The following is a 22,218-nucleotide window of genomic DNA, read 5'->3' on the forward strand; positions in this document are numbered from 1 at the left end:
GCTCTGGGCGAGTTACTGGGAGGTGCGATCATCTACGACCGCCGAGTGGCGGGTGGCACGTATTACGCACTGGTCGACGGGCATGCCGGTGCCGTGTGGGCCTGCGACAACACCGCGACGTGCCTCGGTCGCGGCACCTACTTGGGGGTGCCGCGCATCGACCGACAGCGACCACCGGGCACGTACTGGGTGGTTCCACCGCGGTACGCGGGTGACCTGTGTCCATCACGTTCAGTCGTCGGCCTGGTTGAAGCAGGCCGCTCTCGGCTGGTCATGGAGGCTGAGGTCTGTTCGCACGACGACTCGGGTGAACTCAAGACGGCTGCATCCGCTCGGCGCCCGTGGGCCATGCGCCTGGTGACCGACCGGCTGCCCGTACGCCCGCCGTCGTACGCGACCGTCGTGCTGGACGGACCTTCCCAGACGGCTCGGTATACGGATGCCGTCGGCCAGGTGGTTGAGATGGGCAAGCACGGCACATCGAGGACGACCGGTACCGCGTCTGTCTCCGGAGGCGGCGACGGGCAGAATCCGCAGCCGCAGACGCAGGACGACCAGACGACCGACTACGAGTCGGACTGATTGATGGCCTCGACTGTCCTGGTCGTCACCGCGTTGGAAGACTTCACAGCGGACCGCGTCATCGGGGCGCTGAATGACCTTGAGTTGCCCGTGGTACGAGTCGATCCTGCCGACATCGGGCCCGACCTGACCTTCGAATTCCATCTCGGACCGGACACCCCTGTATGGGGTGGGCGATTGTGCACGCCGAGTCGAGAGGTGGAGGTCCGGGAAGTGGCGGCGGTTTACTACCGGCGCCCCACCCCTTACACCACCCGTTTCGAGCTTCTGCCACAGCAGCAACGGGACTTCGCGATCGCCGAAGCCAGGCACGGACTCGGCGGTGTTCTGAATGGCCTGCGGGGGGTGCTGTACGTCAATCATCCGCACGCGGTGGCTCGCGCGGACTTCAAGCCGGCTCAGTTGCAGAAGTTCGCCGAGCTTGGGCTAAGGATTCCGCCGACCCTCATCACCAATGAGTCGGAAGCGGCACGGGAGTTCGCCGCCGACCACCGGCATGTCGTCTACAAGACGTTCCGCGGGTTGCCCCGCAACGAGGACGGACACACCGGCGCCATCTGGACCCAGCGCGTGAAGCCTGACGCCTTCGACGACACGCTGGCAGTGACCGCGCACATGTTCCAGGCCGAGCTTCCTAAGAGCGGGGACGTACGGATCACCATGGTCGGCCATCGGATCTTCGCCCAGCGAATCACTCCGCCCAACGGTGCCCTCGACTGGCGTCGAGGCGACTGGGACGAGCTGGTGCATGCCCCCATCGCCGTTCCCGCCGTGATCGAGATTGCCCTGCATGAGTACCTGGATTCTTTCGGCCTGGTCTTCGGCTGCTTCGACTTCGCACTCACCGGGGATGGGGGTGATCCCGATGACTGGTGGGCCATCGAGTGCAACCCGAACGGGCAGTGGGGGTGGCTCCCGGACGCCGCGGACATCGCCGAGGCGTTCGCCGACATTCTGAGCACGGAAGTACGGAAGGAGACGCCAGGTCATGGCGATGCCCGCCGACCCTGAGACCGACGCGGTCCGCCTGCGCGAAGCCATGGCGGACGCCGTCGCCCAAGGCGGTGTCCTTGTGGACCCGGCCTGGCGGGCGGCGGTGGAGGCGGTGCCACGGCACCGGTTCGTGCCCGGTTTCTACCTGCCCGCCGACGAGCGCGACGGGCAAGGACTGACGGTGTGGAAACCGGTCACCGCCGAGCTCGACTACGGGCGGTGGCTGGCAGCCGCGTACTCCGACACCACGCTGATCACCCAGTTCGACGGGGAAGAGCCCGATTGGAAGGCTCCGGTCGTCCGATCTGGTGGTGCGCCTACCTCGTCGTCCACACTGCCGTCCCTAGTGGTGCGTATGTGGGCCGACTCCGAAGTGGCAGAGGGTCACACAGTGCTGGAGATCGGGACCGGGACCGGTTACTCGACCGCACTGGCCTGCGAGCGCCTCGACTCCGGAGATGTCACCAGCATCGAGGTCGACCCCCGACGGTTGGAGGCGGCGGCGGACGCGCTGTACGGCTGCGGTTACACCCCGACCCTGGCCGTAGCGGACGGACTGTACGGGTACTGGCCCGAGGCCCGCTTCGATCGGATCGTGGCCGCCTGCTCCTTCCGTTCCGTCCCACCCGCGCTGCTTGCCCAGACCCGGCCGGGTGGAAAGATCCTGCTAACCCTGTCGGGATGGATCTACGGATACGCCCGTGTCCTGCTCACGGTAGCCGAGGACGGCACAGCAGAGGGGGCGCTGCTGCCCGGCGCGGTCTCCTTCATGGCCGTCCGAACTCATGCCGCACCGGCGTTCGGTAACCCGGCCCACTGGGCCGCCGGCCTGCCGGACAAGCCCCGCCCGGCCCAGCACGGTCCCGAGCGGCTCATGGCCGCGACGGACGAGGCACACCACCTGCGGTTCCTGGTGCAATGCGGGGTGCCGAACGCCCAGTTGATCACCGTCGGCGAGGTCGTACACCTCGTCGACGTCGTGAGTGGCTCCGCGGCCACTCTCACGTCTGGCGACGGCGGTTGGGACGTGCGTGAGGGCGGACCGGTGAGGTTGTGGGAACGCGTCGAGGGGATTCTGGACGCCTTCGACGCGGCAGGCCGCCCAGGTCCCGAGACATTCGTGCTGCGCGTGTGCCACGGCAGGCAGCTCTTGCAGCACCCGAAGATGCCTGGTCTGTTGCTGCCTAACCAGACCTACACGGGCCTGTGATCATCACGTTGGCTGCAAGGTGCTCACGGCCGCCCGGTTCTCCCGAGGTTGGCGGTTCCGGGGCGTTTGCCCGGCCGGGCGGCCCAGGGGTGGGGGCTGCGGGGATGGTGGGGAGGGGTGCAGGGCCGTGGCCGGGTTGGTGGTCCGTGGTGGAGGGAGCAGGCCGTTGGCCGTCGTGGTCAGCGGCGGCTGTAGCCGGTCCAGAGTGGGCCGCCTGTCCGGTCCAGGATCTCCTCGACCACTGCCGTGAAGAGGGTCGGTTCGGTCGTCGGGGTGGAGAGCGCCGCCGACGCGGACTCGGTCAGGCGCGTGTGCAGGTCGGGGTCCGCTGCTGCCAGTCGGCGGGAGAGCCATTTGCCGCCGCCGAGCCAGTGGCCGTTCGTCAGCAGGGCCAGTTCGGCGGCGCGTTGCAGGAGGTGGGTGACCAGGTACACCCGTTCCAGGGGGTCGGGGCAGCCTCGTAGGTCGTCCAGCATGTCGGTGAGTGCGTAGCGGTGGTAGTCCAGCTCCTCCGTGGAGAGGGGAGGCGGGCCGGCGGCCAGGCGTTGTCGGGAGTCGGTCTGGAGTGTGGCGCCGAGACCGTCGGAGTCGGTCAGGAGCACGCCCTCCGCGCACATGGACAGGAGCGGGGAGCGGCGTTTCGTCGTTTCGCGGTCTGCGAAGGTGTGCCAGGCCGTCTCGGTTTGCACGAACAGCTCCACCGGCCAGCCTCGGTACATCAGGCTCTCGCGGTAGGGGGCGGGCGGGCCGGGCAGCAGTACGACGATGTCCAGGTCGGACGTGGGGGTGCGGCGGTCGGTCAGTACGCTGCCGGCCAGGAAGGCGGCTCTCGCCTCGGGGAAGCGGTTCCGTACCAGCTCCCGGGCGGTCTCTGTGGGGTCGTTCATCGTCTCAGTCCGGTGCTCCTGTTCCTGCCTGGTCGTTTCGGGTCCAGCCGGTTGCCGTCAGCACTTCGCGTGCGATGTCGACGACCCGTCGCCCGTCGGTCCGTACTCGTACCGTGTCGGCCGGGACCCGTACCTCCAGCAGGCGGGCCTTGCGGGCGCTGTTCTGGAGTTCCTTGTCCAGTTCCGAGCCCAGTTCCCGGCCCGTCAGGCGTTGGTGGGTCGTGGTGTCGGTGGCGGTGAGGAGGACTCGGGTGATGTGGACGTCCGGGCCCAGGGCTCGGTGGAAGGTGGGGGCCGTCTCGGGAAGGATGCTGAGGGTGTTGGTGTAGATCAGGCGGTGGCAGCCGAGTTGGGCGTAGTTCGTCCAGATCGCTTTGAGGTTGCGCTCTGTGATCGCCGAGAGGTGGGGGTCGTGCTGTGGGGGCGGATAGACCTGGCCCATGAAGTCGCCTTCGATGATGGCGTGGGAGATGTCGGCGGCGCGGAGTTGAGCTGCTGCCTCCCAAGCCACCGTTGTTTTTCCTACGCCGGCCCGGCCTCCGATGAGGAGGACTGAGGGAGGGGCGGCGGGTGTGTCTGCGGTTCCGGCTTTGCCCATGAGGGGAGCGTGGCAGTGCTCCGTCTCGCGGTGCGAACGGATTTGAGAGGGGTGGGTCAGGGGGCGGGTTCGTCGTGCCGAAGGCTGCGGAACATTTCGGGGGTCGTCCAGCCACGCAGCGTGGCGAGGATCGTCGATCTGAATGCGGCCTCTGCTGTGGGGGCGTCGAAGGCCCCGGCGAGTTCGAGCGTCACCAGCCCGTGCAGAGTCACCCAGAGTGAGACGGCGATCGGCGTCGCTTCGCCGTCGAGGACGGACTCTGTCAGGGCCCGGTCGATCGCCGCGATGAGCGGCCGGACGGGGTCGTCGGTACCGACCGTCTCTGACGGCGTGAAGGACTGCACTCCACCGAACAACACCGAGTACAGGTGACTGTGTTCGCGTCCCCATCGTCGGTATGCCGTGGCCAGTGCGTAGATGTCGGCGAGGGGATCCTCGGAGGTCGGCACCGCCGTCACGGCCTGGAACAGGCTGGCGACAGCTCGGTCGCGTACGGCTCCGATCAGGCCTTTCTTGTCGCCGAACAGGGAGTACACCGCCGCCGTTGACGTCTCGGCGGCCGTGGCCACGGCGCGGACGGTGAGCGACTCCTGCGGACGGGTGGCGAGCAGTTCGGTCGCGCACTCCACGAGTCGCGCTTGGACGGTCGCGTCGTTCGTTCTCGGCCTACCCATGACGAAGAGCCTACCTTCTTTGATAACGTCGTTTTGAAACAGTGTTTTGAAACAACGTTCGGAAACTTCGGAGGTTCGTCGTGCCCACGTTCGCCATACGCCTTGCTCGCATCACCGGACGCTTACTGGTGGCCCTGGCCGCCGTCGCGACGCTGGTCGTCGTCTTTCTCGCTGCGCTCGTCCTCACGGACGGGGCGGGATCGGGGCTCGCCGCTTGGCTGACGGCCCTTGGAATCGGGGCTGCCGCCGCACTGTGGCGGGGCCGGCGTCGCGCCCGGGCGGCGCGGCTCGCGCCGTTCCTGCCGGTGGTGGTCGCGGCAGCGTTGACCGCGTCGGTCTGCGTCCCGACCGCTCCCACGGCACGGCGGTCCCCGCCCGCACTGCCGTTCGTGGCCACCCAGCACTGGACCCTGGACACGGGCAGCCGGGTCGCGGTGTACCACTACCCGCCCGCGAAAACCGGCACCCGACACCCCGTTCCGTTCGTGTACCTCAACGGCGGACCGGTGCGCGGCATCTCGGTTCAGGACCACCGGTTCCTGCGGCTACTGGCGCGACAGGGCCACGACGTCTACGCCTACGAACAAGCCGGCGGCGGGCGAAGCGACTTGCTCCCCATGGAGCAGTACACGATCTCGAGGACGGTGCGTGACCTCGCCGCCTTCGTCGACCGCCTGGACAAGGGCAAGGTCGACGTCCTCGGATTCTCCTCGGGCGGGGTCGTGCTCACCCGGGCCCTGGCGGACCCGCGTGTCGCCGCCCGCCTGCATCGGGCGGTCATCGCCGATCCCGGCCCGATGGACGGCCCGACCGCGCGCATCGCAGGGCACAAGGGCCGGTCGACCGCGCGCGACCTCGCGCCGGCGATGACCGGACCGCGATCGACGCACCTCCCGCGGTACGCCGTCGCGTTCGGCCTCATGCGGCTCGGGCTCCTCACCCCCGACACCGGGCTGATCGGACAGGCCGAAGGGGACAACGCCTTCACCGCCGCCGACCTCGGCAGCGACACCGCGTCCGCCTACTGCGCGCGCGACGCACACCGCATCCCCACCGAGGACACTGCTCAGAACTTCTCCTTCAGCCCAGCCGCCAGCCTCCGCGTCCAGCAGACGATCAAGGACTCACCCTCCCTGGCCCCGCGGCTGAGGCACTCCAAGACACCCGCGATGCTGATGATCGCCGAGTGCTCCTCCCAGGTCCGCCAATGGGCGACCGCCGTCCTCGCCGAAGATCCCGCCATCCAGCGCACGCAGTACATGCCTGGCGTCGGACACCACATGTGGAACGGCCTTGACGACAACAACGCCCGAGCCGCCGCCGTCATCACCGCGTTCCTCCAGGACAAGCCCGCGCCCCTGCCGAACTACCCGACGCGCGACGGGATCCCCGCCTTCCTGCGCGACCACAAGTGAGTTAGCGGGGTGACCAGCCCGCCCCGGCAGCCCGCTAGCCCAGCTCGCCCCGTTCGATGCAGAACTCGTTGCCCTCCGGGTCCGCCATGACGACCCAGCCCTTGCCGTCGGGGCGGGTGTGGTCCTTCAGCTGGCTGGCGCCCAGAGTGAGGGCTCGTTCGACCTCGGCGGCGCGGGTGCGGCCCGTGGGCTTGAGGTCGAAGTGGACACGGTTCTTGGTTGACTTGCCCTCCTCCACTCGGATGAAGAGCAGGCCGGGGCCGTTCGGGTCCTCGATGAGTACCTCCGAGTCGCCGGGTTCGTCGATGTCGGAGATCGGGTGACCGAGCAGCTCGCTCCAGAAGCGGGCGAGTTCGTACGGCTCACCCGTGCAGTCGAAGGTGATGTGGCGGATGGTCGGATTCAACGGTCTTCCCCCGTGGGTGTGTTCGCCGTGTGGTCGCGCTCCGCAGGATGGCCGGGGCGGCGGGGGCTGTCGAACTATTTTTGAGATCACCGACCAATAGGTGGCTGGGAGTTGAAGGTTCTGATCGCCTCGTAGAGGCGGTCCGGCTGGTCCAGGTGGACGTCGTGGGCCGCGTCCGGGATGCGGGTGAGGTGGGTGGCCGGGCGGTGGGTGAGCATGGTGGTGGGCTCGTCGGGGCGCATGGTGCCGTGTTCGCCTTGGACGAGGAGTGTCGGGCAGGTGATCTGTGACCACTGGGGCCAGTAGGCGGTGGTGGCCAGTTCGGCGACCGACGTGATGAGCGTGGCGCGGTCGAAGGCGGGGTACCAGCCGTCTTCTCGCCGCTCCAGGGTTCTCGTCCAGGCCTCGTGGCCCAGGAAGGCCTCCGCGGCCTCCAACGACTCGAACGGCGTCGGCCAGCCGTCCAGCCAGGTCGCGATCTGTGCGGGGAGTTCCGGGTTCGGGCCCGCCGGGCCCGCCTCGACCAGGATCAGGGACTGGACCAGGTGGGGGTGGGAGGCGGCCAGCAGCATCGCGGTGTGGCCGCCGAGGGACTGACCCAGCAGGGTGACGGGGGCCAGGGCCAGTTCCTCGATCAGGGTCACGGCGTCCTGGACGTGGGCCGCGCGGGTGGTGGTCGCGGGGGTGCGGGTGCTGGCGCCGTGGCCTCGGGCGTCGTACGTCACCACGCGGTGGCCGTCGGAGAGGAGCAGGGCGGCGAGCACGTCCCACTCGCCCTGGTGGCCGGCCAGGCCGTGCAGGAGGAGGAAGGGCGTGGCGGATTCCCGCTCGGGGCGGTGGTCGTGGTGGGCGATGCGGGTGCCGTCCGGGGTGGTGAGGGGCGTGGGGGTGGTGCGGGCGGTCTTCAACTGGCCCTCCTGGAGCGACGTGACGTGGGTCGGGCCAGCCTGTCCGTCCACGGCGGTCGCCGCCAGACGGTTGACGGGGGCCATTCCCGGAGGGCCGCGTCCGTGATTCGTACGGCCGGACGGTCACGTCACTCGATCGCGAGTTCCTCCGCCCTCGCCGCCCGCGGGAGCCGATCCTCGAAGGGGCGGCGCGTGACCAGTGCTGCCCGGATGTTCATCGTCGGGTGGGGGATGACATGACGCGGGAAGCGGAACGATGCCATGGCCTGGAGGGTCGGGCGGTGCTGTTGGCGGCCGGGCTGGCCGATCTGGCGGTGAGTACGGTGGGGTCGGCCGTGGGGACGGTGCGGGGGCTGCTGCGCCGTTCCGATGCCGTGGAGCTGGCGGCGGAGGCCGAGCACGACCTGGTGGCGCGGGGGCGGCTGGCGCTGGACCGGTACGCGGCCGTGCCGCCCGCCCACTTGGAGATCCTCGCCCGGCACGCCCAGGCCCGGAAGGCCGCCGGTGGCGTCTGACCGGTGGGAGCCGACCGCGTTCAAAGTCCGTGTCGACGAGGTGCTGCGCGAGTTCGTGGGCGAAGAGGCCGACGCGTTCGCGGCGATCGATCCGGTCCTCGGGAGCGTGGCCGAGAACCTGGAGTCGGCGGTCGCGGAGGGCAAGCGGCTTCGGGCGGCCTTCTGCTACTGGGGGTGGCGCGCGGCGGGGCAGCCGGACAGCGGCGCGCTGGTGCGGGCGGCGGCCTCCATGGAACTGGTGCACGCCGCCGCCGTGGTGCACGACGACCTGATCGACGACAGCCCGCTGCGGCACGGGCGGCCGACGGCGCACGTCGCGCTGCGGGCTGCTGTCGGGAGCCGGCCGGACGCCGACACCGCCGCCAGGTCGCTGGCGATGCTGGTGGGTGACCTGCTGATGGCGCTGGCCGGGCAGTTGTTCGCCACCAGCGGTCTGCCCGCCGCGTATCTCGTCCGGGCGCGTCCGTTGTGGTCGCTGATGGCCCGCGAGCTGATCGCGGGCGAGTGCCTGGAGATCCTGCGGACCGGGGCCGGTCCGGACACCGCCGTCTCACTGAAGGTGATCCGGTACAAGACCGCCAAGTACACCGTCGAGCAACCCCTGCTCATCGGCGGCGTCCTGGCCGGAGCGGGCGCGCGGCTGCGCGAGGGGTACTCCGCGTACGGACTGCCGCTGGGTGAGGCGTTCCAGCTCCGGGACGACCTGCTCGGCCTGTTCGGGGACCCTGACCACACCGGCAAGGCCAACACCGACGATGTGCGCGGCCGACGGCCCACAGCCCTGCTGGCGGAGACATGGCGGCTGGCCGGCGAGGAGGAGCGGGAGATGCTGCGCGCCCTGCTGGGCCGGGACGACCTGGACTCGGAGGGTCTCGCGCAGGATCTGGACGCCGTGCGCGAGGTGATGCGCCGGCTGAAGGCGCCCGACCGTATCGAGGACATGATCAGCGCACGGGTCGAGGAGGCGCTCGACGCCCTCCACGGGCTGGATGTGCCGACGCCCTCCGCCGCCGCCCTGACCGCGTTGGCGCATTCGGCGGCGGTCCGCCTGTTCTGACCGACCAGAGCACCGGCGCCTGTTCTGTCAGTCATGACCCGGCCTGGACACGAATCCGTGGATGACAAGGAGCCCTGCCATGACCTGTACCGAGGCATCGATGAACGCCCTGCGGCAGGCCGGTGACGAACTCGCCGACGCAACCGTCGCCGCGCTCTTCGAACGCGGGGAGGTGGGCAAGTTCAACACCCTGATGCGGTACGTCTCCACGGCCGGCGCTCCCCTGCCGGACGGCCTGCCCGATGTCGCCCGCGAGTACCTCGAGAGCACCCGGACCCCACCGGCCTGGGTGGACTGGGCGGAGATGGAGAAGGCCCGGCTCTTCTTCATCGACAACAACGTGCACATCTCCACCGCGCTGTCCTTCGCGTCCATGCCCGCCTGCTACCTCGTCCCGCATGTGGCGAAGCTGCTGTCGGCCACCCACGGGCTGAAGTACCCCTCCAAGCGGATGGCGGAGACCGGGCAGTTCACGGTCTATCTGATGCAGCCCGACGCCTTCGAGGCCGGCGGTCGCTTCGTCCCCGCCGCCCAGAAGGTCCGCCTCCTGCACGCGTCCATCCGTCACCACCTCGCCCGCGAGAACCGCTGGGACACCGAGGTCCACGGGACGCCGATCTGCCAGGAGGACATGATCGGCGGGCAGATGTTCTTCTCCATGCTCGTACTGGACAGCCTGCATCGCCTGGGCATCCACATGTCACAGGAGGGCGCGGACGCCTACTACTACGCGTGGCGCGTGGTCGGTGCGATGCTCGGCGTCGACCAGGACGCCGTCCCTCACACCCTCGACGAGGCCCGCCGGTTCCTCGACCTCTACATGGTCCGGCACATGGGGCCTTCCGAGGAGGGGACTCAGCTGACCCGGCAGCTGATCGACCTGTACGAGGAGGTGGTGCCCGGCACCTTCTTCGATCCGATCGTGTCCGCCCTCATCCGTCACCTCGTCGGCGACACCTGCGCCGACTGGCTCCAGGTGCCGCGCACCTCGTGGGACACCGTCGTCAAGGCCGCGCCCCATCTCCTGGGCGTCCTGGAGACCATCGAGGACCACTCCCCGTTCGGCGCCTGGGCCCTGGACCGCCTCGGCCATCTCACCAGCGTCCTGGAGCTGTCCACGCTCACCCGCGGACGCGTCATGCACTACGCGATCCCCGAACAGCTCAGGAAGGACTACGGCGTCTCCAACGCGGTGCCTCGCACCAACCGGTGGGCTCCGCCGGCCCCCACGCTCTCCTGACGCCCCCTCCGGGCCTCGCCGGCTCGGGATCGGGTGCCGGGGAACAGCCGCCGACCTGCGGAGCTAGCCTTGGAACCCGCACGAGTACAGCAGGAGGCAGGTATGGCGAAGGTTCCCAGCGCGGTGGTCGCCGCGAGCGGGCTGGTCGGCGGGTACGGCGTGGCCCGTTGGACCAGGCAGCGGCCGCTCGGCGGGGCCGTGCTCGCGGTCGCCGGGGCGGCGGCCGCGCGGCAGTGGCGGGAGCAGGCCGGCGGGGTGGCCGCGGGGGCGTTGTCGGCCGCGTATGTCGCCGCCTTCGCCGGGTCTCATCCGCTGGCCAAGAAGGTGGGCGCCTGGCCCGCCGTGTTCGGAGTGGCGGGGGCTGTGGCCGTGGCGTCCTGGGTCGTGGCTGACCGGCGCGGCTGACCCGCCCACCAGCAGGTACAGCAAAGAACCCGGCCCTGAATCCCAGGGCCGGGTTCTTGTGTGGAGCGCCGGGCAGGCCTTGCACCTGCATTTCCCCGCAGGAAGCGGGGCGTCTTTCCTTGGACCACCAACGCACGATCCTTCAGCCGGAGTTCCGGCGACCGGATGCAGATCAACTGTACCGCAGTTTTTGTTATCGCCGTCACCGCCGCCCGTCTCCTCACCGTCCCCCACAGGCACGCGACTTACGACGTTGAGGTACGAAGCTCGTGACACGACAGATCAGCCGCCGGAGCATGTTGAAAGCAGCGGGTGCGGCGGGCGCCGTCATCGGTACGACCACGCTCGCGACCCCGGCCTCCGCCGCCGACGCCCCCTTCACCCACCCGGGGTTGCTGCACACCCGTACCGACCTGGACCGGATGGCGGCCAAGGTGAAGGCGGGCGCCAAGCCCTACGCGGCGGGGTTCACCAAGCTCACCGCCAACCGGCACGCGCAGAGCGGCTGGCGGGCCAATCCGCAGGCGACGGTGTACCGGGGGGCGGGGTCACCCCAGAACTACGCGGCCCTCTACAACGACATCCACGCCGCCTACCAGAACGCCCTGCGGTACCACGTCGGCGGAGAGGACGCGCATGCCGACACCGCCGTGGCGATCCTGAACGCCTGGTCGGGGAAGCTGACGTCGATCCAGGGCTCGGCCGACCGGTTTCTGGCGGCGGGGTTGTACGGGTATCAGTTCGCCAACGCGGCGGAACTCGTGCGTGATCGTGACGACTTCGACCTCGGGCGGGCTCAGGAGCTGCTGTCGGACGTCTTCCTGCCGCTCAGTGACGGCTTCCTGAGCCATCACAACAACGCCGTCGTCACCAACTACTGGCCCAACTGGGATCTGACGGCCCTCGCCTGTGTGCTCGCGACCGGGATCTTCTGCGATGACCGGGCTGTCGTGGAGCGGGCCGTCGAGTACTTCAAGCACGGCGACGGGATGGGGTCGGTCCGGCATGCCATTCCCGTGGTGCACGACGACGGGCTCGCGGAGTGGGTCGAGGCCGGGCGCGACCAGGGGCATGCGCTGCTCGGGGTCGGGCTGATGGGCACGGTGTGCGAGATGGCGTGGAACCAGGGCATCGATCTGTACGGGTACGACGACAGCCGGTTCCTCAAGGGCGCCGAGTACGTGGCCAAGTGGAGCCTGGGCGGTGATGTGCCGTATACGGCCAACACGCGGAGTAAGGGGGCGATCGGGGGGTGGTCGGGGAGTGAGACGGCTACGGAGGCGGCTGGTGTGGATCCGGGGATGACCCGGCCCATCTGGGCGATGATCGCCAATCACTACACCAGGCGGCGGGGGTTGTCGGCGTCTTATGTGACACGTGCCGCCATCAAGGCCGCGCCTGAGGGTGGGGGCGGGGACTACGGGCCCAACAGTGGGGGGTTCGACCAGCTGGGGTTCGGGACTCTGGCGTTCACCCGGGAGCGGGCGGCCGAGGTGTCCTCCGCGCCGAGTCCGGGTCCTGCCGCGTCCGACGGGGCGGCCGGGGGTGTTCGGCCGCAGGCTTCGGCGTCGCCGGTCGCGGGTGGCGACCTGGCTGCCACGGGGTCGGCGGACACCGTCGGCTGGGCCGCGGCGGCGGGGATCACGGCCCTGGCGGGGGGACTGCTGTTGCTGCGGCGGCGGGGCCGGGCCGGGTAGCCGTGGCGGGCGGCCGGGGGCCGGTGGCACCTGTCGGGCCGGGTGGCACCTGTGGCCGTCATGTCCCTTGTGTGACGCGGTAGTTGGGGTGAGGGTGTGATCCAACTGTGAACTCCTGATCCCTGGAGGAACATCCGTGCCGTCCAACACCCCACGTGTCCCTCACGCGAGAAGAATCGGGAGACTGGCTGTCGGAGCCCTGGTCACCGCGCTCTTCGGCCAGTTGATGACCGGGACCGCGGTCGCCGCTCCCTCGGCCGAGGACAGAGCAGAGGCCCTCTTACCCGGGCGAATAGCCTGGGCACCCTGTGAGTCGCCCTCCGGCGAGGGCACCTTCGATTGCGCCACGGTCAAGGTGCCCGTGGACTGGAAGCGGCCCAAGGGTGCCACCTTCGAGCTGGCCCTCGCCCGGCACCGGGCCACCGACCCCGCCCGCAGGATCGGTTCGCTGCTGGTCAACCCCGGTGGGCCGGGGGGCTCCGGGGTTGACTTCGCGTTCCGTGCCCCGGACAGCTTCTCCCCCGAACTGCTGGAGCGGTTCGACATCGTGGGCTTCGACCCGCGTGGTGTCGGCCGCAGCAACCCGGTGGTCTGCGACCGGGACCGGGTGAACGCCCAGAACGCGTTGCTCTACCCGGACGGCGCCGCCTCCTTCGCCGCCCTCCGCGCGGCCAACCGCGCTCTCGGTGAGAGCTGCCGCGACCTCACCGGCCCGCTCGCCGACCACATGGACACCGGAAGCGTCGTCCGCGACATGGAGGCGATCCGCGCCGGCCTCGGCGAGAAACGGATCAGCTACTACGGCGTCTCCTACGGCACCGCGGTCGGCCAGCAGTACGCCGAGCGTTACCCGCACCGCGTCCGCGCGATGACGCTCGACTCGAACATGGACCACAGCCTGGGCGCGTGGGGCTTCCAGAAGACCGAGGCCGTCGGGGTGGAAGAGTCGTACGGCCAGTTCGCCGACTGGTGCGCCCGTACTCCCTCGTGCGCGCTCCACGGCCGGGACGCCCGAGCCCTGTTCGACTCGCTCTACAAGCGCGCGGAGGCCGGTGAGCTGGTCGTGCCGGGCGACCCGCCCCAGCCGGTCGCCCCGTGGGAGGTCCAGACCATCGCCCACAGAAGCGGGTACGACCCGGCGTCGTGGTTCGATTTCGCCCAGGCCCTCGCCGACCTGGACGCCGGCGCCCCCGCTGCGGCACGGATGCTCCGGAAGTACGGGGCGCCGATGGAGTACCCGTTCAACTCGGTGATGTGCCAGGACTACGACCTCGGCGTGGACTCGTACCGCACCCTCGCCCGCTTCCAGCGCGAACTCGGCCGGCTCGCGCCCGTGACCAGGTTCAGCCCTCTCGGCTGGACCGTCCAGACGGGCTGCCAGGGCTGGCCGTCCGAGGTGTCCAACCCGCAGCGCAGGCTCGATGTCGACGGCACCCCGCCGATCCTGCTGACCAACAGCCGGTACGACCCCGCCACTCCGCACTCCTGGGGCGCCAACGCGGCGCGGCAGATCGGGCGCGAGGCCGTGTTCCTCACGTACGACGGTGTCGGCCACGGCGACTACTGGCTGAGCCCGTGCGCGCGTGACGCCATCGACACCTATCTCGTGACCCTGAAGACCCCGCGCGACGGCACCCACTGCCCCGCGATATGGCCGGCCGGGCCCTCCGCCCAGCGGCAGTCGCCGTCCGGCGGCCTCGTCAACCCGCTGCCCGAGCTGCTGGGCACGGGGACGGGGACGTACGGGCGAGCCGGCTGAGGCGGACCGGCTCGGGTTCCCCTCGGGTGTGAGTGTGTGGGTGTGGCTCCGGCCGGGCCGGAGCCACACCCACACACGCGGGGGGCTTACGCCGTCGCCTTGTCCTCCGCCGCCGTCAGCGGCTTCGCGATGTCCTCCAAGGACCGGCGTTCCGCCTTCACCGCGAGGATCGCCGCCGCCAGGCCGGCCAGGCACATCAGGGTCGCGCCGATCTGGAAGGCGAGGGCCGTGTCGGCGACCTTGCCCGTGCTGGTGAGGTCGGCGAAGAGGAGCGGGCCGCTGATGCCGCCGGCGGCCGTGCCGATGGCGTAGAAGAAGGCGATGGACATGGCGCGGGTCTCCATCGGGAAGACCTCCGACACCGTCAGGTAGGCGCTGGACGCGCCCGCCGAGGCGAAGAACAGGACCGCGCACCAGCACGCCGTCATGGTGGTCGCGCTCAGCGAGCCCTGGTCGAAGAGCCAGGCCGTGCCGAAGAGGAGCAGGCCGGAGAGCAGGTAGGTGCCGGAGATCATGATCCGGCGGCCCACCGTGTCGAAGAGCTTGCCCAGGAGCAGCGGGCCGAAGAAGTTGCCGAGCGCGATGACGGCGAAGTAGTAGCCGGTGTTGCCGCTCGGGACGTCGAAGAACGTCGTCAGGATCGCGCCGAAGCCGAAGGTGATGGCGTTGTAGAGGAAGGCCTGGCCGATGAAGAGGGAGAAGCCGAGGATGGCGCGGCGGCGGTAGTCGGAGAAGACCGTGCGGCCGATCTCCAGGAAGGAGACGCTGCGGCGCTGGTGGATGGTGATCTCGCCCTCCGGGCGCGGCAGCGGCTCGTCCCGCTCCTCCTCGATCTTGCGTTCGATGGAGGAGACGATGCGTTCCGCCTCGTCGTCGCGGCCGTGGATCAGCAGCCAGCGGGGGCTCTCCGGGACGTGCCGACGGACCAGCAGGATCACCAGGGCCAGGACCGCGCCGAGCGCGAAGGTCAGGCGCCAGCCGACGTTCGCCGCGAAGATGTCGGTGTCCAGCGCGACGATCGACAGCAGGGAGCCGCCGACCGCGCCCAGCCAGAAGCTGCCGTTGATCATCAGGTCGGTGCGGCCGCGGTACTCCTTGGGGATCAGTTCGTCGATCGCGGAGTTGATGGCCGCGTACTCGCCGCCGATGCCGAAGCCGGTGAGGAAGCGGAAGAGGAAGAACCACCAGGTGTCGAAGGAGATGGCGGTCAGCGCCGTCGCCCCCAGATACACCGCCAGGGTGATCATGAAGAGCTTCTTGCGGCCCCACTTGTCGGTGAGGCGGCCCCAGAACAGGGCGCCGATGCAGGCACCGGCCACATACAGGGCCGCCGCCATGCCGGTGACCTGGCCGGAGGTGATGGGCAGGCCGCTGTCGGGCTCCGACAGGCGGCTGGCGATGTTGCCCACGACGGTGACTTCGAGGCCGTCGAGGATCCACACGGTGCCGAGGCCGAGGACGATCGTCCAGTGCCAGCGCGACCACGGGAGGCGGTCGAGGCGGGCGGGGATATTGGTGGTGACGGTTCGGCCGGTCCCGGCCTGCGCGGTGGTCATGGGCTCCCTCCCCATCGAGCGGAACCGGGGTCGAGTGCCCTGAGCGGGTTTTCTTACGCCCCGAGCCCGTCAACGCCCCCCGCACGACGCCCCGCAGGCCCCTACGCCCCCAGCGCGTGCGACACGGTGTAGATCAGCAGGCCCGCCAGCGAGCCCACCACCGTGCCGTTGATCCGGATGAACTGGAGGTCGCGGCCGATGTTCGCCTCGATCTTCCGCGTGGTGTGCTCGGCGTCCCAGCTCGCCACCGTGTCCGTGATCAGGGAGGTGATCTCCTTGCGGTAGGTGGTGACGACGTACACGGCCGCGTCCTCCACCCACTTGTCGACCTTGTCCTGCACCTTGCGCTCGGCCGCCATCCGGGAGCCGAGTGACAGCAGCGAGGACCGTACGCGCAGCCGCAGCTCGCTGCGCTCGTCCTCCGCGGCGGCGACGATCATGGATCGCACGGCCGTCCAAGCGCTGGCGATGAGGTCCTGGACCTCGCCGCGGCCCAGCACCTCGCCCTTGAGCCGCTCGACGCGGGCGCGGGTCTCGGTGTCGGACTGGAGGTCGGAGGCGAAGTCGGTGAGGAAGCGGTCGAGGGCGCCGCGCGCGGGGTGGGCGGGCATGTCGCGCATCTCGGTGGCGAAGCGCAGCAGCTCCTTGTAGACGCGCTCGCCGACCTTCTTGTCGACGAACTTCGGCGTCCAGCCGGGGGCGCCGCCCTCCACGGCGTCCATCACCTCGTCGCGGTGCAGCACCAGCCAGTCGTGCGCGCGGGTGACGACGAGGTCGACGACCCGTTTGTGGCCGCCGTCGGCGACGACCTTCTCCAGCATCTTGCCGATGCCGGGGCCGATCTCCTGGGCGTTGGCGCGCCGGGTGATGGCCTCGCCGACGACGGCCTGGACGTCGGAGTCGCGCAGGACCGTCAGGGCGCCCCGCAGGGCGGTGGAGAGCTCCGCGGTGACCCGGTCGGCGTGTTCGGGGACGGCGAGCCAGGCGCCGAGGCGGCTGCCGATGCCGACGGCGCGCAGCCGCTGCCGTACGACGTCCTCGGAGAGGAAGTTCTCGCCGACGAACTCGCCGAGGGAGACGCCGAGCTGGTCCTTCTTGGTGGGGATGATCGCGGTGTGCGGGATGGGGATGCCGAGGGGGTGGCGGAAGAGGGCGGTGACGGCGAACCAGTCGGCGAGCGCGCCGACCATGCCGGCCTCGGAGGCGGCGGCGACATAGCCCGCCCAGGGGCCGGCGCCCGAGTTCTGGGCCCACTTGGCGAGGATGTAGACCACGGCCACGAACAGCAGGAGGCCGGTGGCGGTGAGCTTCATCTGGCGTACGCCGCGCTGTTTCTCTTCGTCCGCCGGGCTGAAGCTCGTCATCGCACGGTTCACGGCGGCGCCGGGGCGGGCATGCTGCCCTTCAACGCCGCCCTTTTCTTCTGCTTTCATCCGTTCCATCCGCTCCACCCGCTCGGTGATCCCGCACACATTGTCCCTTCCTGACCGACTCCTGGAACGGAACAGGAGTTCCCGGCGTCTGTCGGAAGGGGGTAATGCCAGGGGTCCTGTCAGCTTCCCCCGGCCCATGACGCATCATGGGCACATCAGATCGGAGCCTTGGGCTCCCATCGCTGGAGGAGAACTGAACAGCATGACCCGGGGTCGTGGTTACGCCCTGCTCGCGGCGATCGTCGCAGCAGTTGTGGCCCTTTCCGCCGCCATATATGTCGGAGTGGCGACCGACGACGGCACGCAGACCCGGAACACCCGGGCCGACGGCCGTCTTCCGAACAACTCCGCCGCCCCCGCCTCAACCGGCACCTGGGTCGGCACCTGGTCCACCTCACCGGCGGGCGCCGAGCCCGGCACCGAGGCGACCGGCATGGCGGACCGTTCGGTACGCAACGTCGTCCACACCAGCGTCGGGGGTACGAGTGCCCGCGTGACGCTGTCCAATCTCTACGGCCAGTCGCCGCTGAGCATCACGCAGGCCTCGATCGCAGTGGCCGCCGCCGCGGGTACGCCCGCCGCTCTCTCGGACACCATGCGGCAGCTGACCTTCAACGGCGGCCCCACGGTGGTCATCCCGCCCGGCCGGCAGGTGATGAGCGACGTGGTCCGCGTCGCCATCCCGCACGACGCCGACATCCTGATCACCACGTACACACCGACCAGCTCCGGCCCGGTGACGTACCACCCGCACGCCCGGCAGACCTCCTACGTCGCCCAGGGCAACCAGGCCCAGGACACGACGGGCACGCCGTACACCGAGCAGAGCAGGTACTGGCGCTATCTGACGGCGCTGGACGTGCTGAGCAACGAGTCCGACGGCACGGTCGTCGTCCTCGGCGACTCCCTCACCGACGGCATCACCTCCACCGCGGGCGCCAACAGGCGGTGGACCGACGTGCTGTCCCAGCGGCTACGCGCGGAGATCGCCGCCGGGCGGGACCTGCCCCGCTACAGCGTCGTCAACCAGGGCATCAGCGGCAACCGCGTCCTCACGGACGGGCTGGGCCGCCCGGCCGACAACCCCAGCGGGCTCAACCGCTTCGGACGGGACGTGCTGGAGCGGACGAACGCCAAGGTCGTCGTCATCGACCTCGGCGTCAACGACATCCTGCGCAACCCGCGGCTCGCCGACCCGAACGCGATACTCGACGGACTGCGCACCATGGTGGGCCAGGCCCACGCACGCGGCCTGAAGGTCGTCGGCGCGACCCTGATGCCGTTCTACGGGCACCGCGGCTACACGGACCCGCGGGAGTCGGTACGTCAGCAGATCAACGCCGAGATCCGCGCGGGCCGGGTCTTCGACGCGGTGGCCGACTTCGACAGGGCGCTGCGTGACCCGTACGACCCGCGCCGACTGCGCGCCGACTACGACTCGGGCGATCATCTGCACCCCAGCGACGCGGGGTACGCGCGGATGGCCGAGGAGTTCGACCTGGAGAGCCTGAAGGGGTCGGCTCCGGCCGAGCTGTAGGAGTACGACGCCGAGTACTGGCCGACGACGCTCAGTACTCGCCGTTGCTCCGCCGCTCCAGTTTCTCCCGCCGCCGCTCCTCCTTGAGCCGCTGCTTCTCCGCCCGCGTCAGCTTCCGCTGGACCCCGACGCCGCCCCAGAAGGCGAACCCGGTCACGATCACGCGCGGCGCCCCGGGCTCCCCCGGCACACCCTCCTCGCGATGGTCGAAACCGCCCATGATCCCGATGCCGCGCACCACGACCTCGACGCCGGGCGGCACGATGACATCCACCCCGCCCATGATCGCGATCGCGTTGATCTCGACCTCGCGCTCCGCGAAGTTCGCCTCGCGCAGGTCGATCTCCCCGCCGCCCCAGAAGGCCAGACAGGTGAACCGCCGGGGCATCGTCCAGTGCCCCTTGCGCTGGAAACCGGACATCACGGCGACGGCCCACGTCGAGGATCCCTCGCCGCCGACGACCCGCCCGGGCCAGTCGGACCCCGTGGCGGGGTCCTTGCTCAGCGACACGGCGGGCACCGCGACGCCCGCGGCCGGCAGGTCCCGGGTGATCGGCACCAGTTCCCCGTACGTCCGCGCCTGGTACGTGGCGTCCAGCCGCTCCTCGAACTCCGCCATGTCGAGACGTCCCTCGGCGACGGCGTCCCGCAGGATACCGGCGACCCGTTCACGGTCGGCGTCGGAGGCGCGGAGGTCCGGGACTGCGTCGTCGGTCATGTACAGCAGCCTACGAGTTACCGGTGCCGGGCACTATGCGGTCGCGCGCTCTTCGTACATCTTTGCGATCACTGCCTCGATGTCCGGCTCCCGCACCGACAGGTCGACCAGCGGGTACTCCGCCGCGATCCGCGCCACCAGCGGCGCCGCCGACTCCGCCGCGGGGAACGCCAGCCACTGCCGCGGCCCGTCCACCCGGACGACCCGCGCGGGTGCCGGTGCCTCGATCGGGGGCAGTTCCCGCTCGAAGTCCACCACCAGCGTCCGCTCGCTCTCCCCCGCCTCGTGCAGCCCGGCGAGCGGACCGTCGTACATCATGCGCCCGTGGTCGATGACCATCACCCGCTTGCACAACTGCTCGATGTCCTGCAGATCGTGCGTGGTCAGCAGCACCGTCGTACCGCGCTCGGCGTTCATCTCCCGCAGGAACTCCCGCACCTTGGACTTGGAGACGACGTCAAGTCCGATGGTCGGCTCGTCGAGGTACAGCACCTCCGGGTCGTGCAGCAGCGCCGCCGCGATGTCCCCGCGCATCCGCTGACCGAGGGAGAGCTGACGTACCGGCACGTCCAGCAGGTCGCCCAGGTCGAGGAGTTCGACCAGGCGGTCGAGGTTCTCGCGGTAACGGACGTCCGGGATCCGGTACATGCGGTGCATCAGCCGGTACGAGTCGACCAGCGGCAGGTCCCACCACAGCGTCGTACGCTGCCCGAACACCACACCGATGCGGTGCGCGAGCCGGGTGCGCTCGCGGGAGGGGTCGATGCCCGCGACCCGCAGCCGGCCGGCGCTCGGAGTGAGGATGCCGGTCAGCATCTTGATCGTGGTCGACTTGCCGGCGCCGTTCGGGCCGATGTAGCCGACCATCTCGCCGCGTTCCACCCGGAAGGAGATCGAGTCGACGGCCCGTACCTGCCGCAGTTCCCGCTTCATGAAGCCGGTCTTCTTGCGTACGTCGAAGACCTTCTCGACACCGTCGAGTTCGATGAAGGCGCTGTCCACCTCGGTCACCTCAACTCCCTGTACTCCGGTAGGAACGAAGCCCCGTCCGCCACGCCGCCCCCGCCAGCGCGCAGCAGGCCACCGCCACCAGCGGCGAGGCGAAGGCCGCCCAGGGCGGCAGGCCGATGGGGTACGGCCGCCCCAGCACATAGGCCGCCGGAACCCAGTTGACGAAGGCGAGCGGCACCATGAAGGTCACACCGCGCACCAGGTCCTTCCCGAACACGCTCGGCGGATACTGCAGCAGCGTGGTCCCGCCGTACGTGAAGGCGTTCTGCACCTCGGAGGCGTCCTGCGCGAAGATCTGGAAGGCCGCCCCCGCCACGAACACCGCCGAGAAGATCGCCGCACCGCTGACCACCATCACCGGCACCAGCAGCACTTTCGCCGCACTCCAGTCGACGTCCACCGAGACCAGCGCCCAGCCCAGCACCACGAGGCCCTGGGTGATCCGGCCCAGCCGGCGCAGCGCGAAGCGGTCGGCGCCGACCTGGGCGAGCACCGGCGCGGGCCGCACCAGCAGCGTGTCGAACGAGCCGTCGCGCATCCGGGCGCCCAGGACGTCCATCGACCCGAGCAGCAGGTCGGCGATCCCGAACGCCGTCACCGACAGCCCGTACAGGAAGGCGACCTCGGGCAGTGACCAGCCGCCCAGCGAGTCGACCTGCGAGAACATCAGCAGGATCCCCACGAAGTCCAGGCCGGTCACCGTGAGGTTGCCGAACACCGTGACGACGAAGGAGGTGCGGTAGGTCATGCTGGACCGCATCCACATCCCGGCGATCAGGCGGTAGGCCCGCAGCCCCTCGACCAGGGCACTCCGCTCACCCACCCTGCACCACCACCCGCCGCGTCGCGGCCGACTGCAGCAGCCGTCCCGCCGCCAGCAGCGCCACCGCCCACGCCGCCTGGAAGGCGAACGCCCGCAGCGGGTCGGTCTCCCCCATCAGCACATCCGCCGGCATCTGGATCTGCGCCGCCCACGGCAGCACCCGCACGACCTCGCCGAGCGCCCCGGGGAAGGCGTTCAGCGGCAGCACCATGCCCGAGAAGAAGATCCCCGTGACCATCAGGACCTGGTTGACGCCCATGCCGTCCATCAGCCAGAACACGCTCAGGGCCGCCAGGTAGCGGATCGCGAAGCTGACCACCGTCGCCAGCAGAAGCGTGACCACGAAGGCCGCCCAGGGGGTGACCGACGTCGGCAGCGCCATGGGGAAGAAGGTCGCCCCGAACACGAACGGGATCACGCCCCGCCCCAGCATCTGGAACAACGCCCGCCCCACGTCGCCCGCCAGCCACCACAGCTGCAGATCGGCCGGCCGGTACAGATCGACGGCGATCTCACCGGTGCGGATGCGCTCCATCAGGTCCTTCTCGGCACCGCCGCCCTGGATGGCCAGCGTCGCGTAGAGACACTGCCCCAGCCACACGTACGTCACGGCCTGGGCCTGGTCGTACCCTCCGAGATGCGGCTTCTCGTCCCACAGCGCCAGATACGTGTAAACGAGGATGACACCGAAGACCGTATTGGTGAACACCCCGGCCACCGTGGCCGCCCGGTACGTCGCGTACCGCCTGAAGCCCCCCGCCGCGACGGCCGCGTACAACCGTCCCGAGCCCACA

At 69.9% G+C, this 22,218-nt stretch carries 23 protein-coding genes; 11 read left to right on the forward strand and 12 right to left on the reverse strand.

What is annotated here, in order from left to right; translation table 11 throughout:
* Positions 1-348: 348 nt before the first annotated feature.
* From OHU35_RS16010 to tgmC, 3 genes are read left to right on the forward strand one after another with little or no spacing between them, the layout of a single operon-like run.
* A complete protein-coding gene (locus tag OHU35_RS16010) occupies positions 349-582 on the forward strand; it encodes a putative ATP-grasp-modified RiPP (protein WP_189724054.1) in 234 nt (77 codons plus the stop codon).
* A gap of 3 nt (positions 583-585) precedes the next feature.
* Entirely contained in the window at positions 586-1,593 is a 1,008-nt protein-coding gene (gene tgmB, locus OHU35_RS16015) for an ATP-grasp ribosomal peptide maturase (RefSeq protein WP_189723911.1), read from the forward strand.
* Complete coding sequence (gene tgmC, locus OHU35_RS16020) at positions 1,571-2,785, forward strand: ATP-grasp peptide maturase system methyltransferase (RefSeq protein ID WP_405505705.1); 1,215 nt, start codon at positions 1,571-1,573, stop codon at positions 2,783-2,785. The genes tgmB and tgmC overlap by 23 nt, the downstream gene beginning before the upstream one ends.
* Positions 2,786-2,964: 179 nt before the next feature.
* Here the strand turns inward: tgmC and OHU35_RS16025 are convergent, their stop codons facing one another.
* Genes OHU35_RS16025 through OHU35_RS16035 form a run of 3 tightly spaced genes read right to left on the reverse strand, consistent with a single transcriptional unit; the run spans position 2,965 to position 4,944 of the window.
* Positions 2,965-3,672 (reverse strand): nucleotidyltransferase domain-containing protein, encoded by a 708-nt coding sequence (locus tag OHU35_RS16025; RefSeq protein ID WP_189723913.1) that lies wholly within the window; start codon positions 3,670-3,672, stop codon positions 2,965-2,967.
* A 4-nt stretch (positions 3,673-3,676) separates the two neighbouring features.
* Complete coding sequence (locus OHU35_RS16030; protein WP_189723914.1) at positions 3,677-4,270, reverse strand: AAA family ATPase; 594 nt, start codon at positions 4,268-4,270, stop codon at positions 3,677-3,679.
* Positions 4,271-4,326: 56 nt separating this feature from the next.
* Positions 4,327-4,944, reverse strand: coding sequence for a TetR-like C-terminal domain-containing protein (locus OHU35_RS16035; protein WP_189723915.1), 618 nt, complete (start codon positions 4,942-4,944; stop codon positions 4,327-4,329).
* An 80-nt stretch (positions 4,945-5,024) separates the two neighbouring features.
* Here OHU35_RS16035 and OHU35_RS16040 point away from each other — a divergent pair, with 80 nt between their 5' ends.
* Positions 5,025-6,359, forward strand: a complete 1,335-nt coding sequence (locus tag OHU35_RS16040; protein WP_189723916.1) for an alpha/beta fold hydrolase — start codon at positions 5,025-5,027, stop codon at positions 6,357-6,359.
* A gap of 34 nt (positions 6,360-6,393) precedes the next feature.
* On the opposite strand, the gene OHU35_RS16045 is transcribed toward OHU35_RS16040, so the two are convergent.
* The 3 genes from OHU35_RS16045 to OHU35_RS16055 form a co-directional block, all read right to left on the reverse strand.
* Positions 6,394-6,765: a VOC family protein gene (locus tag OHU35_RS16045; protein ID WP_189723917.1), complete on the reverse strand. Its 372-nt coding sequence runs from the start codon at positions 6,763-6,765 to the stop codon at positions 6,394-6,396.
* A gap of 86 nt (positions 6,766-6,851) precedes the next feature.
* Positions 6,852-7,757, reverse strand: a complete 906-nt coding sequence (locus OHU35_RS16050; RefSeq protein WP_189723918.1) for an alpha/beta fold hydrolase — start codon at positions 7,755-7,757, stop codon at positions 6,852-6,854.
* 44 nt (positions 7,758-7,801) lie between these two features.
* Positions 7,802-7,936, reverse strand: coding sequence for a hypothetical protein (locus OHU35_RS16055; protein ID WP_267943081.1), 135 nt, complete (start codon positions 7,934-7,936; stop codon positions 7,802-7,804).
* Here OHU35_RS16055 and OHU35_RS16060 point away from each other — a divergent pair.
* The 6 genes from OHU35_RS16060 (at position 7,910) to OHU35_RS16085 (ending at position 14,346) form a co-directional block, all read left to right on the forward strand.
* Positions 7,910-8,188 carry a polyprenyl synthetase gene (locus OHU35_RS16060; RefSeq protein WP_405505707.1) on the forward strand — a complete coding sequence of 93 codons (279 nt, stop codon included), beginning with the start codon at positions 7,910-7,912 and terminating at the stop codon, positions 8,186-8,188. The two genes, OHU35_RS16055 and OHU35_RS16060, sit on opposite strands and share 27 nt — an antisense overlap.
* Positions 8,178-9,245: a polyprenyl synthetase family protein gene (locus OHU35_RS16065; protein WP_189723920.1), complete on the forward strand. Its 1,068-nt coding sequence runs from the start codon at positions 8,178-8,180 to the stop codon at positions 9,243-9,245. Before OHU35_RS16060 ends, OHU35_RS16065 begins: the two co-directional genes overlap by 11 nt.
* Before the next feature lie 79 nt (positions 9,246-9,324).
* Entirely contained in the window at positions 9,325-10,485 is a 1,161-nt protein-coding gene (locus OHU35_RS16070) for an oxygenase MpaB family protein (protein ID WP_189723921.1), read from the forward strand.
* A 102-nt stretch (positions 10,486-10,587) separates the two neighbouring features.
* Positions 10,588-10,890: a hypothetical protein gene (locus OHU35_RS16075; protein ID WP_189723922.1), complete on the forward strand. Its 303-nt coding sequence runs from the start codon at positions 10,588-10,590 to the stop codon at positions 10,888-10,890.
* Positions 10,891-11,186: 296 nt separating this feature from the next.
* Positions 11,187-12,587 carry an alginate lyase family protein gene (locus OHU35_RS16080; protein ID WP_405505710.1) on the forward strand — a complete coding sequence of 467 codons (1,401 nt, stop codon included), beginning with the start codon at positions 11,187-11,189 and terminating at the stop codon, positions 12,585-12,587.
* A 361-nt stretch (positions 12,588-12,948) separates the two neighbouring features.
* Positions 12,949-14,346 (forward strand): alpha/beta hydrolase, encoded by a 1,398-nt coding sequence (locus tag OHU35_RS16085; protein WP_229872910.1) that lies wholly within the window; start codon positions 12,949-12,951, stop codon positions 14,344-14,346.
* An 86-nt stretch (positions 14,347-14,432) separates the two neighbouring features.
* Here the strand turns inward: OHU35_RS16085 and OHU35_RS16090 are convergent, their stop codons facing one another.
* A complete protein-coding gene (locus OHU35_RS16090; RefSeq protein ID WP_359893980.1) occupies positions 14,433-15,902 on the reverse strand; it encodes an MFS transporter in 1,470 nt (489 codons plus the stop codon).
* Positions 15,903-16,003: 101 nt separating this feature from the next.
* The gene (locus OHU35_RS16095; RefSeq protein ID WP_229872920.1) at positions 16,004-17,344 is read right to left on the reverse strand and encodes a DUF445 domain-containing protein; all 1,341 of its coding nucleotides are present in this window, start codon (positions 17,342-17,344) and stop codon (positions 16,004-16,006) included.
* A gap of 193 nt (positions 17,345-17,537) precedes the next feature.
* Here OHU35_RS16095 and OHU35_RS16100 point away from each other — a divergent pair, with 193 nt between their 5' ends.
* Entirely contained in the window at positions 17,538-18,872 is a 1,335-nt protein-coding gene (locus OHU35_RS16100; RefSeq protein WP_405505712.1) for an SGNH/GDSL hydrolase family protein, read from the forward strand.
* A gap of 31 nt (positions 18,873-18,903) precedes the next feature.
* Here the strand turns inward: OHU35_RS16100 and OHU35_RS16105 are convergent, their stop codons facing one another.
* The 4 genes from OHU35_RS16105 to OHU35_RS16120 are packed head-to-tail and all read right to left on the reverse strand — an operon-like array spanning position 18,904 to position 22,217.
* Positions 18,904-19,590: a DUF1707 domain-containing protein gene (locus OHU35_RS16105; RefSeq protein ID WP_359893977.1), complete on the reverse strand. Its 687-nt coding sequence runs from the start codon at positions 19,588-19,590 to the stop codon at positions 18,904-18,906.
* A 33-nt stretch (positions 19,591-19,623) separates the two neighbouring features.
* Positions 19,624-20,592 carry an ATP-binding cassette domain-containing protein gene (locus OHU35_RS16110; protein ID WP_405509240.1) on the reverse strand — a complete coding sequence of 323 codons (969 nt, stop codon included), beginning with the start codon at positions 20,590-20,592 and terminating at the stop codon, positions 19,624-19,626.
* Between the two features lie 10 nt (positions 20,593-20,602).
* Positions 20,603-21,424, reverse strand: a complete 822-nt coding sequence (locus OHU35_RS16115) for an ABC transporter permease (protein WP_189723929.1) — start codon at positions 21,422-21,424, stop codon at positions 20,603-20,605.
* Positions 21,417-22,217, reverse strand: coding sequence for an ABC-2 family transporter protein (locus OHU35_RS16120; protein ID WP_189724056.1), 801 nt, complete (start codon positions 22,215-22,217; stop codon positions 21,417-21,419). The genes OHU35_RS16115 and OHU35_RS16120 overlap by 8 nt, the downstream gene beginning before the upstream one ends.
* Between the last annotated feature and the right edge of the window lies 1 nt (position 22,218).

The organism is Streptomyces purpurascens, assembly GCF_045040895.1.
GTDB lineage: Bacteria > Actinomycetota > Actinomycetes > Streptomycetales > Streptomycetaceae > Streptomyces > Streptomyces purpurascens.

Coding starts and splice junctions, on each gene's coding strand:
- OHU35_RS16010 (WP_189724054.1), top strand. CDS start 349: ATGCGCCTGGTGACCGACCGGCTGCCCGTACGCCCGCCGTCGTACGCG.
- tgmB (WP_189723911.1), top strand. CDS start 586: ATGGCCTCGACTGTCCTGGTCGTCACCGCGTTGGAAGACTTCACAGCG.
- tgmC (WP_405505705.1), top strand. CDS start 1,571: ATGGCGATGCCCGCCGACCCTGAGACCGACGCGGTCCGCCTGCGCGAA.
- OHU35_RS16025 (WP_189723913.1), bottom strand. CDS start 3,672: ATGAACGACCCCACAGAGACCGCCCGGGAGCTGGTACGGAACCGCTTC.
- OHU35_RS16030 (WP_189723914.1), bottom strand. CDS start 4,270: ATGGGCAAAGCCGGAACCGCAGACACACCCGCCGCCCCTCCCTCAGTC.
- OHU35_RS16035 (WP_189723915.1), bottom strand. CDS start 4,944: ATGGGTAGGCCGAGAACGAACGACGCGACCGTCCAAGCGCGACTCGTG.
- OHU35_RS16050 (WP_189723918.1), bottom strand. CDS start 7,757: ATGGCCCCCGTCAACCGTCTGGCGGCGACCGCCGTGGACGGACAGGCT.
- OHU35_RS16060 (WP_405505707.1), top strand. CDS start 7,910: ATGACGCGGGAAGCGGAACGATGCCATGGCCTGGAGGGTCGGGCGGTG.
- OHU35_RS16055 (WP_267943081.1), bottom strand. CDS start 7,936: ATGGCATCGTTCCGCTTCCCGCGTCATGTCATCCCCCACCCGACGATG.
- OHU35_RS16070 (WP_189723921.1), top strand. CDS start 9,325: ATGACCTGTACCGAGGCATCGATGAACGCCCTGCGGCAGGCCGGTGAC.
- OHU35_RS16075 (WP_189723922.1), top strand. CDS start 10,588: ATGGCGAAGGTTCCCAGCGCGGTGGTCGCCGCGAGCGGGCTGGTCGGC.
- OHU35_RS16080 (WP_405505710.1), top strand. CDS start 11,187: ATGTTGAAAGCAGCGGGTGCGGCGGGCGCCGTCATCGGTACGACCACG.
- OHU35_RS16090 (WP_359893980.1), bottom strand. CDS start 15,902: ATGACCACCGCGCAGGCCGGGACCGGCCGAACCGTCACCACCAATATC.
- OHU35_RS16095 (WP_229872920.1), bottom strand. CDS start 17,344: ATGGAACGGATGAAAGCAGAAGAAAAGGGCGGCGTTGAAGGGCAGCAT.
- OHU35_RS16100 (WP_405505712.1), top strand. CDS start 17,538: ATGACCCGGGGTCGTGGTTACGCCCTGCTCGCGGCGATCGTCGCAGCA.
- OHU35_RS16105 (WP_359893977.1), bottom strand. CDS start 19,590: ATGACCGACGACGCAGTCCCGGACCTCCGCGCCTCCGACGCCGACCGT.